Below are 12,126 nucleotides of genomic sequence, written 5' to 3'. Positions count from 1 at the left end.
ACGTCCTATCTCGGATTTGGAGGGAAGGGCGGATTCAGGCTATAATTTCAAGGTTTGAGCTTATCAACCCGCACCCTAGCGCCTACCTCCCCCATACCGTTCATCCGCCGCGCGCCATTGGCGTAGCAAGAAGGGCCCGCACCCGCCGAGTCGTCCACACAATGGACCCATCGCGCCCCTTGCAGCGTCACCGGCAGCTCGCGAGCGAGTCTGCGCGCGCATCCAGAATGCGTTTCGCTGCGGCTCACAATCGGATAGACAGGTGGCAACAGGGTGTTCCCCCAAGGAGTCTCCCGTGTTGCCGTCATTTTCTCCCGCTCTACTCGCGCTCGCCGACGGCACGGTCTTTCGTGGTTACTCGATCGGCGCCTCCGGGCATACCATCGGTGAAGTCGTGTTCAACACCGCCATTACCGGCTATCAGGAAATTCTGACTGACCCGAGCTACGCGCGCCAGATCGTGACCCTCACGTACCCGCATATCGGCAATGTCGGCGTGAACGCCGAAGACGTCGAAGCGACGAAAGTCCATGCCGCCGGGCTGATCATCCGTGATCTGCCGATTCTCGCGTCGAACTTCCGCATGGAGCGTACGCTTCCGCAATACCTGCAGGACGAAGGCGTGGTCGCCATTGCCGGCATCGACACGCGCAAGCTGACTCGCGTACTGCGCGACAAGGGCGCGCAAAACGGCGCGATCCTCGCCGGTTCCGACGACGAAGCCAAGGCCATCGAACTCGCGCGCTCGTTTCCGGGCCTCTCCGGCATGGACCTCGCGAAGGTCGTGTCGACCCGGCAAACCTACGAGTGGACCAAAACCGAATGGCGTCTGGGCACGGGCTACGGCGAGCAGAAGGCGCCGAAGTACCGCGTGGTCGCTTTCGACTACGGCGTCAAGCAGAACATCCTGCGCATGCTGGCCGAGCGCGGCTGCCATGTCACCGTGCTGCCGGCGCAGTCGAGCGCCGCGGATGCGCTGGCGCTCAACCCGGACGGCGTGTTCCTGTCGAACGGCCCCGGCGACCCGGAACCGTGCGACTACGCGATCGCGGCGACGAAGGAGTTCATCGAGCGCGGCATTCCGACCTTCGGCATTTGCCTTGGACACCAGATCATGGGCCTCGCGGTCGGCGCGAGGACGATGAAGATGAAGACCGGCCACCACGGCGCGAATCATCCGGTCAAGGATCTCGAAGACGGCCGCGTGGTGATCACGTCGCAGAACCACGGCTTCGCGGTCGATGCCAGCACGTTGCCCGCCAACGCGCGCGTGACCCACGTGTCGCTGTTCGACGGCACCTTGCAGGGCTTCGCCTTGACCGACAAACCCGCGTTCTGCTTCCAGGGACACCCGGAGGCATCGCCCGGTCCGAACGATATCGCGTATCTGTTCGACCGCTTCACCGCGTTGATGGACGCGCAGAAGAACGGCAAGAGCGCAGCGGCTTGACGCAGTAAGGCCGGCCGCAAAAGCCAGCCGGAGATGGCTCGCGGCGACTGCGGCGGCCTGCGGCACCGCGCTGCGGGCGCGCTGCGACACTGCGCGCGCAACCTCAAAACTGCGTGCGCCGACGGAAAGAATTCAGGAATACATTAGCGAGAGCGTTATGCCCAAGCGGACAGACATCAAGAGCATCCTCATCATCGGCGCGGGTCCGATCATCATCGGCCAGGCGTGCGAGTTCGATTATTCGGGCGCGCAGGCATGCAAGGCGCTGCGTGAGGAAGGCTACAAGGTCATTCTCGTCAACAGTAATCCGGCGACGATCATGACCGACCCGAACACGGCCGACGTAACCTATATCGAGCCGATCACGTGGGAAGTCGTCGAGCGCATCATCGCGAAGGAGCGCCCGGACGCGATCCTGCCGACGATGGGCGGCCAGACCGCGCTGAACTGCGCGCTCGATCTGCACGCGCACGGCGTGCTGGCGAAATACGAGGTCGAGCTGATCGGTGCATCGCCGGAAGCGATCGACAAGGCGGAAGACCGCCAGAAGTTCAAGGACGCGATGACGAAGATCGGCCTCGGTTCGGCCAAATCGGGCACCGCGCATTCGATGGAAGAAGCGCTGCAGGTGCAGGCGCAGATCGCCGCGGAAACCGGCAGCGGCGGCTATCCAGTCGTGATCCGTCCGTCGTTCACGCTGGGCGGTTCGGGCGGCGGCATCGCGTACAACCGCGACGAATTCGAAGAGATCTGCAAGCGCGGTCTCGACCTGTCGCCGACGCGCGAACTGCTGATCGAAGAGTCGCTGCTCGGCTGGAAAGAGTACGAGATGGAAGTGGTCCGCGACAAGGCGGATAACTGCATCATCGTTTGCTCGATCGAAAACCTCGACCCGATGGGCATCCATACCGGCGACTCGATCACGGTCGCGCCGGCGCAGACGCTGACTGACAAGGAATACCAGATCCTGCGTAACGCGTCGCTCGCGGTGCTGCGCGAGATCGGCGTCGACACGGGCGGCTCGAACGTGCAGTTCTCGATCAATCCGAAAGACGGCCGGATGATCGTGATCGAAATGAATCCGCGGGTGTCGCGCTCGTCGGCGCTGGCGTCGAAGGCAACCGGCTTCCCGATCGCGAAGGTCGCGGCAAAGCTGGCTGTCGGCTATACGCTGGATGAACTCAAGAACGAAATCACCGGCGGCCAGACGCCGGCGTCGTTCGAGCCGACGATCGACTACGTCGTCACCAAAATCCCGCGTTTCGCGTTCGAGAAGTTCCGCGAAGCCGATTCGCGCCTGACCACGCAGATGAAATCGGTCGGCGAAGTGATGGCGATCGGCCGCACCTTCCAGGAGTCGTTCCAGAAAGCGCTGCGCGGCCTCGAAGTCGGCGTCGACGGTCTCGACGAAAAGACCACCAATCGCGACGAGATCATCCGCGAGATCGGCGAAGCCGGTCCGGATCGCATCTGGTATGTCGGCGATGCGTTCCGTGCCGGCATGAGCGTGCAAGAGATCTTCGAGGAGACCGCGATCGACCCGTGGTTCCTCGCGCAGATCGAACAGATCGTGTTGAAGGAAAAGGCGCTCACGGGCCGCACGCTCGCGAGCCTCACGAAGGAAGAGTTGAAGTATCTGAAGCAGAGCGGCTTCTCGGATCGCCGTCTCGCCAGGCTGCTTGGCGCGAAGCCGGCGGACGTGCGCGCGCGTCGTATCGAGTTGAACGTGCGTCCGGTGTACAAGCGCGTCGATACCTGCGCGGCCGAGTTTGCAACGAAGACCGCGTACATGTACTCGACCTACGAGGAAGAGTGCGAAGCGAATCCGACCAGCAACAAGAAAATCATGGTGCTGGGCGGCGGCCCGAACCGGATCGGCCAGGGCATCGAGTTCGACTACTGCTGCGTGCACGCCGCGCTCGCGATGCGCGAGGACGGCTATGAAACGATCATGGTCAACTGCAACCCGGAAACCGTGTCGACCGACTACGACACCTCCGACCGTCTGTACTTCGAATCGCTGACGCTCGAAGACGTGCTCGAAATCGTCGACAAGGAAAAGCCGGTCGGCGTGATCGTGCAGTACGGCGGCCAAACGCCGCTGAAGCTCGCGCTCGATCTCGAGGCGAACGGCGTGCCGATCATCGGTACGTCGCCGGACATGATCGACGCGGCCGAAGACCGTGAGCGCTTCCAGAAGCTGCTGCAAGAGCTCGGTCTGCGTCAGCCGCCGAACCGTACCGCACGTACCGAAGACGAAGCGCTGAAGCTCGCCGACGAAATCGGCTATCCGCTCGTCGTGCGTCCGTCATACGTGCTGGGCGGCCGAGCCATGGAAATCGTCCACGAGCCGCGCGACCTCGAACGGTATATGCGCGAGGCCGTCAAGGTGTCGAATGATTCGCCGGTGCTGCTCGACCGCTTCCTGAACGATGCGATCGAATGCGACGTCGATTGCATTTCGGATGGCGAGGCCGTGTTTATCGGCGGCGTGATGGAGCACATCGAACAGGCGGGTGTGCACTCGGGCGACTCGGCCTGCTCGCTGCCGCCCTATTCGCTGTCGAAGGCGACCGTCGCTGAACTGAAGCGCCAGACCGCCGCGATGGCGAAGGCGCTGAACGTGATCGGCCTGATGAACGTGCAATTCGCGATTCAGCAGGTACCGCAGGCTGACGGTTCGAAGGACGACATCATCTATGTGCTCGAAGTGAACCCGCGCGCGTCGCGCACGGTGCCGTACGTGTCGAAGGCGACCAGCCTGCCGCTCGCAAAGATCGCGGCGCGCGCGATGGTCGGCCAGAAGCTTTCCGCGCAACGCGTGACGAAGGAAGTCGAGCCGCCGTACTTCAGCGTGAAGGAAGCGGTGTTCCCGTTCGTCAAGTTCCCGGCGGTCGATCCGGTGCTCGGACCGGAAATGCGTTCGACCGGCGAAGTGATGGGCGTTGGCCAGACATTCGGCGAGGCGCTGTTCAAGTCGCAGCTCGCGGCGGGTTCGCGTCTGCCGGAATCGGGCACGGTGCTGCTGACCGTGATGGACGCCGACAAGCCGAAGGCAGTCGAAGTCGCTCGCATGCTGCACGAGCTCGGCTATCCGATCGTCGCGACCAAAGGTACGGCTGCCGCGATCGAAGCGGCCGGCGTGCCGGTCAAGGTCGTCAACAAGGTGAAGGACGGCCGTCCGCACATCGTCGACATGATCAAGAACGGAGAGATCGCGCTCGTTTTCACGACGGTCGACGAAACGCGCGCGGCGATCGCCGACTCGCGTTCGATCCGCATGAGCGCGCAGGCGAACAAGGTCACCTACTACACGACGATGTCGGGGGCACGCGCGGCGGTGGAGGGTCTTCGGTATCTGAAGAACCTGGAAGTCTATGATTTACAAGGACTCCATGCTCGCCTAAACTAAGGCTTCGACTACTTGTCCAAGATGTAAGTGCCGCGGTTAAGCGGCGTTCCGCAGGTGCTGCGGCCCGAGTTTGCACGGGCGGCGGCTTTCGCGGAATGCACTTAACCGCGGTGATTTTTTTTATGGCCGTTTTTTGCCTTCAGAGTTGTTTATGAGCACTATTCCATTGACGAAGCGCGGCGCAGACATGCTGCGTGATGAATTGCAGCGCCTGAAATCGGTTGAACGTCCGGCCGTGATCAACTCGATTGCGGAAGCGCGCGCCCAGGGCGATCTGTCGGAAAACGCCGAATACGACGCTGCAAAGGAAAAGCAGGGCTTCATCGAAGGCCGCATCGCCGAAATCGAGTCGAAGCTTGCCGCCGCGCAGGTGATCGATCCGTCGCAAGTCGAAGCGGACGGCCGCGTGGTGTTCGGCGCGACGCTCGAGCTCGAAGACCTCGAGTCGGGCGCATCGGTCAAATACCAGATCGTCGGCGACGACGAAGCGGACATCGACCACGGCCTGATCTCGATCAGCTCGCCGATCGCGCGTGCGCTGATCGGCAAGTCGGAAGGCGACGTCGCGTCGGTGCAGGCGCCGGGCGGCGTGCGTGAATACGAAATCATCGCGGTCAGCTACATCTGAGGGTGACGCCGGTGTCTCTGATGCCGCATCGTTTTTTCCGCCTGTTGACGGTTGTGTGGGTTGGTAGTCTGTTGACTATCGGCTATGCGGTCGCGCCTGTGCTGTTCACGACGCTCGACCGGATGACGGCGGGTGCCGTGGCCGCCCAGCTGTTTCGCATTCAGGGTGTGATTGGCGTCGTGTGTGGCATTTTGCTGCTCGGTCTCGCCAATCTGCTCGTGCGGCGCGGTAGCGGCGCGTACCGCCGCTTGCGCTGGCTGCTCGCCGGGATGCTCGTATGCGTGCTGGTTGGCTATTTCGCGTTGCAGCCGTTCATGAACGCGATGCGCGTCGCTGCGCTCGAGGCGGGCAGCGACATCGGGCATTCCGCTTATGCGACGCGGTTCGGTATCCTGCATGGCGTGTCGAGTCTGTTCTATCTGATCGAGAGCCTGCTGGGTCTTGCGCTCGTGTGGCTGCTACCGGCGCGTGTCGGTGCGGCGGCCGAGGAAGAGGGCGCGCGCGACGTTGCGGGGAAGGTGGCGGGCTGAAGCTCGCGGGTCGCTGATGGTGTGACGCGGCGCCACTGCCGCCGGTTGATCACAATGCCTGCGATGAGCGTCGGGTTGCGGCGAGTCGCCGGGAACCCGGTGGCCAACTTCGACTCATTGGCACGCGGCTTCGGGCGTTGCGCTCGATGCCACACCGATACGCGGCGCGGAGCCGGTCCGGACCCCGACCGCGTGTTCTCTTACTTCGACTGATGCGAGCGCTTCGCGCTGGTTTGACGCTTCTTCGCACGTTTGATGTTGCCACCCTGCGTCACGCGTTCATTGCCGCGCACCAGCACGGCTTTGGCTCGCGGCTTGCGCATCGGTACGTCGGTCGGCTTGACCACCTTGACGACGCGCGGCGCGCGCCCTTTGGCCGGCCGGGCTTCTTCGGCAGCCGCTTCGCGGGCGCTCGGCAACGCGCCGCGCTTCGCTTTTGGCGCCGGCTGCGCCGATTCGGGTTTCCAGATCACGAGCAGCTTGCCGATATGCTGGATTGGCGCCGCGTTCAGCGCGTCGCAGATTTCTTCGTAGATGGCGATACGGTCCTCGCGCTCATCACCGAACACGCGGATTTTGATCAGCTGGTGTGCGGCGAGGTGCACCTTGATCTCGGCGAGCACAGCGTCGGTCAAGCCTTCGGCCCCGACGAGCACGACCGGTTTGAGCGCATGTGCCTGGGAGCGCAACTCGGCGCGTCGGTCGGATGAGACTTTGAGGGCTGGCATGGAAAGTGGAAGACTCGACTAAAATGGCGGCTCCTGCGTTTTGTCCGAGCGATTCGGGCGGCTCGATTCGGCAGGGCGCGCGTCAGAACAACAGAATCGCGGACAGCCGCCAGTTTGGCGGTGGCCGCGCGAATTAACCGCGTATTATCCCCTAAAGCGCGACCCGACGCAGCAATAGTTCAATCTTTAATGGCAAAAAACAAGTTCAACACCGCGTGGCTGCATGACCACATCAACGATCCGTACGTCAAAATGGCGCAGCGGGAAGGATATCGCGCCCGTGCGGCTTACAAGCTGAAGGAAATCGACGAGCAGGACAAGCTGATCCGCCCGGGGCAGGTGATCGTCGATCTGGGTTCGTCGCCAGGCAGCTGGAGCCAGTACGCGCGCAATAAGCTCGCGGGTGGCGCGCAGCGCAACATAGAGCGCGAAGGTGGCATCGACGGCACGATCATCGCTTTGGACCTGCTGCCGATGGAGCCCGTCGCCGACGTGCACTTCATCCAGGGCGATTTTCGCGAAGACTCGGTGCTGGTTCAGCTCGAAGAATTGGTCGGTGCGCGCCAGGTAGACCTTGTAATTTCCGATATGGCGCCCAACCTGTCTGGCGTGGCACTCGCGGATGCGGCGCGGATCGAGCATTTATGCGATCTCGCGCTCGAATTCGCGCAAAATCACCTGAAATCGGATGGTGCCCTTTTAGTCAAATGCTTTCATGGAAGCGGCTATAGTCAGATTGTCGAAAAGTTCAAGCGCCAATTCAAGGTGGTGGCTGCCCGCAAGCCGAAGGCGTCGCGGGATAAATCGTCAGAAACGTTTATTTTGGGTAAGCATCTGAAGCGTCCCGCATAGGGGTGCAGCGATCCATTTCCACCTCTGCAAATAATGAGGCTATGCGTCGGAGGTCGGCATCGAGCTGGCCCGCTACCCTATTTCCGTGGTAGTGAAACGTTATGGCAGGGGTTTGCGGACTGGATTAGAATGCTTTCGTGGTGCCGCAAGGCAAATGTAGGCGCCCGTCTAAGTGAAGGAGTGGTGCTTTGAACAACAATATGTTTTCGAAAGCAGCAGTGTGGCTGGTAATCGCACTGGTGCTGTTTACGGTGTTCAAGCAGTTCGACAAGCCCCGTGTCCAGGAAGGTGTTTCCTATTCGCAGTTCATGGACGACGCGAAGAACGGCAAAGTCAAGAACGTCATTGTCCAGGGGCGGAACCTCACGGTCACTCCAGCAGACGGCCAGAAATACCAGATCGTGTCGCCCGGCGACATCTGGATGGTCGGCGATCTGATGAAGTATGGCGTCCAGGTGAGCGGCAAGGCTGACGACGAACCCAATGCACTGATGTCCGTGCTGTATTACCTCGGCCCGACGATCCTGATCATCGGTTTCTGGTTCTACATGATGCGACAGATGCAGGGGGGCGGCAAAGGCGGGGCCTTCTCGTTTGGCAAGTCGCGCGCGCGGCTGATTGACGAGAACAACAACGCGATCAATTTCACCGACGTCGCTGGGTGCGACGAAGCCAAGGAAGAAGTGTCGGAGCTCGTCGACTTCCTGCGCGATCCGCAGAAATTCCAGAAGCTCGGTGGTCGTATTCCGCGCGGCGTGCTGCTCGTTGGCCCGCCGGGAACCGGTAAGACGCTGCTCGCGCGTGCTATCGCCGGCGAGGCGAAGGTGCCGTTCTTCAGTATTTCGGGTTCGGACTTCGTGGAAATGTTCGTCGGCGTCGGCGCGGCTCGCGTGCGCGACATGTTCGAGCAGGCGAAGAAGCACGCGCCGTGTATCGTGTTCATCGACGAAATCGACGCAGTTGGCCGTCATCGCGGCGCCGGCATGGGCGGCGGTAACGACGAGCGCGAACAGACGCTGAACCAGATGCTCGTCGAAATGGACGGCTTCGAGGCGAACTCGGGCGTCATCGTAATCGCCGCGACGAACCGTTCGGATGTGCTCGACAAGGCGCTCCTGCGTCCGGGGCGTTTCGACCGTCAGGTGTACGTCGGTCTGCCCGATATCCGCGGCCGCGAGCACATCATGAAGGTGCACCTGCGCAAGGTGCCGATCTCGAACGACGTCGATGCGGCAGTGATCGCGCGCGGCACGCCGGGTTTCTCGGGCGCCGATCTCGCGAATCTCGTCAACGAAGCAGCACTGTTCGCGGCGCGCCGCGGCAAGCGCATCGTCGAAATGACGGACTTCGAGGACGCGAAGGACAAGATCTTCATGGGCCCGGAGCGCAAGTCGGCCGTCATTCGCGAAGAATCGAAGCGTGCTACCGCCTATCACGAATCGGGTCACGCGGTGATCGCGAAGCTGTTGCCGAAGGCCGATCCGGTGCACAAGGTCACGATCATTCCGCGCGGCCGTGCGCTGGGGGTCACGTGGCAGTTGCCGGAGCATGACAACGAAACGTACTCGAAGGAATATCTGCTCGACCGTCTTGCCATCCTGTTCGGTGGCCGCGTGGCGGAAGAGCTGTTCCTGAACCTGATCAGCACCGGCGCGTCGGACGACTTCAACAAGGCGACCCAGACGGCCCGCGCAATGGTTGCCCGCTTCGGCATGACGGACGCGCTCGGACCGATGGTCTATGTCGACGATGAAAACGACGCTTCGCCGTTCGGCCGCGGCTTTACGCGGACCATTTCGGAAGCGACGCAGCAGAAGGTCGACGCGGAAATCCGCCGTGTGCTGGACGAGCAGTACAATCTCTCACGGCGCCTGCTCGAAGAGAACCGCGACAAGGTCGAAGCGATGACCGCCGCACTGATGGAGTGGGAGACGATCGACGCTGATCAGATCAACGACATCATGGCAGGCCGTCCGCCGCGTTCGCCAAAGAGCTCGCCGCCGTCGGCAACCGACGCCTCGTCGGGCGGCAGCCCGGGCACCGAAGTCAAGCCGGGCAGCGCAACCGCGCCGGCCTGATCGGCAGCCAGTAGAAAGTGCGGGCCGGTGTGCTACACACCGGCCCGTTTTGCATTTATCCGTTCCAAGTGAAGCATTGCTACGTGTCGAAAGTCGATTCTTCCGTACCCCTTCCCGAGCCGCTGCAATGCGGCCGCTTCAAGCTGACGTTTGAACGCCCGTTGGTCATGGGCATCCTGAACGTCACTCCCGATTCCTTCTCCGATGGCGGCATGTACGCGATGCGCGGCGATGCGCTGCGCCAGGCCGAGCGCATGATGCTCGAGGGCGCGGACATCATCGATATCGGCGGGGAATCGACGCGTCCCGGCGCGCCGCCGGTGCCGCTCGACGAAGAGCTGGAGCGCGTGATACCGCTCGTCGAGCAACTGCACGGTGCGAACGTGCCGTTGTCGGTCGATACATACAAGCCCGAAGTGATGCGTCGTGCGTTGAGCGCGGGCGCCGACCTGATCAACGACATATGGGGCTTCCGTATGCCCGGTGCGATCGACGCGGTGCGCGACAGCGACTGCGGCCTTTGTGTCATGCATATGCTAGGTGAGCCGCAGACCATGCAGCTCGGCGAGCCGCACTATGTCGACGTTGTCAGCGACGTACGCCACTTCCTCGAGGAGCGCGTCGCGACGTTGCAGCAGGCGGGGATTGCGCGCGAGCGCATTTGCGTCGATCCGGGTTTCGGCTTCGGCAAGGCCGTCGTCGAGCACAACTACGCGTTGCTCGCGCATCTGCGCGACACGGCGCCGCGCGCCGCGTCACCGTATCCGATCCTTGCGGGCATGTCGCGCAAGTCGATGGTGGGCGCGGTGACGGCGCGGCCGGCGCCGGAGCGCGTGGCCGGCAGCATCGCCGCGGCAGTGTGTGCCGCCGAGCGAGGCGCCGCGATTCTGCGCGTACACGACGTCGCGCAAACACTCGATGCATTGAAAGTATGGGCAACCCTGCGCGACGCTGCCAATCAGAGCCGCGCGCACGGTTGAACCCGCAGCCACATACAGGGAGAACAAATATGGCGCGTCGTTACTTCGGAACGGACGGCATTCGAGGCAAGGTGGGCGAAAGCCCGATCACGCCGGAATTCGTGTTACGGCTCGGCTACGCGGCCGGCAAGGTGCTCGCGGGCGCCGATCAATGGGCGAAAACGGGCACCCGCCCGACGGTCTTGATCGGCAAGGACACGCGGGTATCGGGCTACATGCTCGAGGCTGCGCTGGAATCGGGCTTTTCGGCGGCCGGTGTCGACGTGATGCTGGCCGGCCCGATGCCGACGCCCGGCATCGCCTATCTGACGCGCGCACTGCGGCTTGCCGCGGGCGTCGTTATCAGCGCATCGCACAACCCGTACTACGACAACGGGATCAAGTTCTTCTCGGCCGACGGCAACAAGCTGCCGGACGACGTCGAAGCGCAGATCGAGGTGCAGCTCGAGCTGCCGCTCGCGTGCGCGGCCTCGGAGCAACTGGGCAAGGCGCGCCGTCTCGACGACGCGGCTGGCCGCTACATCGAATTCTGCAAGAGCACGTTCCCGGCCGCGTACGACCTGCGCGGCATGAAGCTCGTCGTCGATTGCGCGCATGGCGCCGCTTACGACGTCGCGCCGCATGTGTTCCACGAGCTCGGCGCGGAAGTGATCCCGATCGGCGTCTCGCCGAACGGCTTCAATATCAACGACGGCGTCGGCGCGACGGCGCCCGATGCGCTGGTGCGCGCGGTGCGTGCAAACCACGCGGACCTCGGTATCGCGCTCGATGGCGACGCCGACCGTCTGCAGGTCGTCGACGAATCCGGCCGTCTGTTCAACGGCGACGAGCTGTTGTACGTCCTGGTCAAAGACCGTATCGCGACCGCCGGCCATGTGGAAGGAGCGGTCGGTACGCTGATGACCAACATGGCTGTGGAGGTCGCGCTGCAGAACGCCGGTGTGAAGTTCGTGCGCGCCGCGGTCGGCGACCGCTATGTGCTCGAACAGCTTCGCGAGCACGGCTGGCAACTCGGCGCGGAAGGCTCGGGCCACATTCTGTCGCTCGATCGCCATTCGACCGGCGACGGAATCGTCTCCGCGCTGCTCGTGCTCGCGGCGATGCAGCGCAGCGGCAAATCGCTCGCGGATCTGCTCGAGGGTGTCACGCTGTTCCCGCAGAAGCTGATCAACGTGCGCATGAAGCCCGGCGCGGACTGGAGGGGCAGCGAGACGATTCGCAGCGCGATCAAGGTGGCCGAAGGCGCGCTCGACGGCCGCGGTCGCGTGCTGATCCGGGCGTCGGGTACCGAGCCGGTACTGCGCGTGATGGTGGAGGCGCAAAACGTCGCGGACGCGCTCGAGCATTCTGAGGCGATCGCCGAAGCCGTGCGGGAAGCGACGGCCTGACCGTCGCCGTCAGGCCGGGCTTTACCCGCAGACCTCGGCGCAATCCCCGGCCCGATGAAACCCCACGCGCACCCGCCAAA

9 protein-coding genes are annotated in these 12,126 nt (G+C 63.1%); 8 read left to right on the top strand and 1 reads right to left on the bottom strand.

Annotated features, from left to right (window positions below; all coding sequences use genetic code 11):
• Nucleotides 1-295: 295 nt before the first annotated feature.
• From carA to BJG93_RS10980, 4 genes are all read left to right on the top strand, one after another.
• The gene (gene carA / locus BJG93_RS10995; RefSeq protein WP_027198308.1) at nt 296-1,450 is read left to right on the top strand and encodes a glutamine-hydrolyzing carbamoyl-phosphate synthase small subunit; all 1,155 of its coding nucleotides are present in this window, start codon (nt 296-298) and stop codon (nt 1,448-1,450) included.
• Nucleotides 1,451-1,607: 157 nt separating this feature from the next.
• A complete protein-coding gene (gene carB / locus BJG93_RS10990; protein WP_027198307.1) occupies nt 1,608-4,862 on the top strand; it encodes a carbamoyl-phosphate synthase large subunit in 3,255 nt (1,084 codons plus the stop codon).
• A 151-nt stretch (nt 4,863-5,013) separates the two neighbouring features.
• The gene (greA, locus tag BJG93_RS10985) at nt 5,014-5,490 is read left to right on the top strand and encodes a transcription elongation factor GreA (RefSeq protein WP_027198306.1); all 477 of its coding nucleotides are present in this window, start codon (nt 5,014-5,016) and stop codon (nt 5,488-5,490) included.
• 20 nt (nt 5,491-5,510) lie between these two features.
• On the top strand, nt 5,511-6,020 hold the full coding sequence (locus tag BJG93_RS10980) for a DUF4149 domain-containing protein (protein ID WP_027198305.1): 510 nt from the start codon (nt 5,511-5,513) through the stop codon (nt 6,018-6,020).
• Between the two features lie 200 nt (nt 6,021-6,220).
• Here BJG93_RS10980 and BJG93_RS10975 read toward each other — a convergent pair whose 3' ends face one another.
• Nucleotides 6,221-6,748 carry a YhbY family RNA-binding protein gene (locus BJG93_RS10975; protein ID WP_027198304.1) on the bottom strand — a complete coding sequence of 176 codons (528 nt, stop codon included), beginning with the start codon at nt 6,746-6,748 and terminating at the stop codon, nt 6,221-6,223.
• Between the two features lie 189 nt (nt 6,749-6,937).
• Here BJG93_RS10975 and BJG93_RS10970 point away from each other — a divergent pair, with 189 nt between their 5' ends.
• The 4 genes from BJG93_RS10970 (at nt 6,938) to glmM (ending at nt 12,046) form a co-directional block, all read left to right on the top strand.
• Nucleotides 6,938-7,600 carry an RlmE family RNA methyltransferase gene (locus tag BJG93_RS10970; RefSeq protein WP_027198303.1) on the top strand — a complete coding sequence of 221 codons (663 nt, stop codon included), beginning with the start codon at nt 6,938-6,940 and terminating at the stop codon, nt 7,598-7,600.
• A gap of 188 nt (nt 7,601-7,788) precedes the next feature.
• Nucleotides 7,789-9,678: an ATP-dependent zinc metalloprotease FtsH gene (gene ftsH / locus BJG93_RS10965; RefSeq protein ID WP_027198302.1), complete on the top strand. Its 1,890-nt coding sequence runs from the start codon at nt 7,789-7,791 to the stop codon at nt 9,676-9,678.
• A gap of 83 nt (nt 9,679-9,761) precedes the next feature.
• A complete protein-coding gene (folP, locus tag BJG93_RS10960) occupies nt 9,762-10,658 on the top strand; it encodes a dihydropteroate synthase (RefSeq protein ID WP_034480077.1) in 897 nt (298 codons plus the stop codon).
• Nucleotides 10,659-10,687: 29 nt separating this feature from the next.
• Nucleotides 10,688-12,046 (top strand): phosphoglucosamine mutase, encoded by a 1,359-nt coding sequence (gene glmM, locus BJG93_RS10955; protein WP_027198300.1) that lies wholly within the window; start codon nt 10,688-10,690, stop codon nt 12,044-12,046.
• Nucleotides 12,047-12,126: the final 80 nt, after the last annotated feature.

The sequence above is a fragment of the Paraburkholderia sprentiae WSM5005 genome, from assembly GCF_001865575.2.
Taxonomy (GTDB): domain Bacteria; phylum Pseudomonadota; class Gammaproteobacteria; order Burkholderiales; family Burkholderiaceae; genus Paraburkholderia; species Paraburkholderia sprentiae.
This window is presented reverse-complemented; position numbering and strand designations above follow the sequence as displayed.

Coding starts and splice junctions, on each gene's coding strand:
- carB (WP_027198307.1), top strand. CDS start 1,608: ATGCCCAAGCGGACAGACATCAAGAGCATCCTCATCATCGGCGCGGGT.
- greA (WP_027198306.1), top strand. CDS start 5,014: ATGAGCACTATTCCATTGACGAAGCGCGGCGCAGACATGCTGCGTGAT.
- BJG93_RS10980 (WP_027198305.1), top strand. CDS start 5,511: ATGCCGCATCGTTTTTTCCGCCTGTTGACGGTTGTGTGGGTTGGTAGT.
- BJG93_RS10975 (WP_027198304.1), bottom strand. CDS start 6,748: ATGCCAGCCCTCAAAGTCTCATCCGACCGACGCGCCGAGTTGCGCTCC.
- BJG93_RS10970 (WP_027198303.1), top strand. CDS start 6,938: ATGGCAAAAAACAAGTTCAACACCGCGTGGCTGCATGACCACATCAAC.
- glmM (WP_027198300.1), top strand. CDS start 10,688: ATGGCGCGTCGTTACTTCGGAACGGACGGCATTCGAGGCAAGGTGGGC.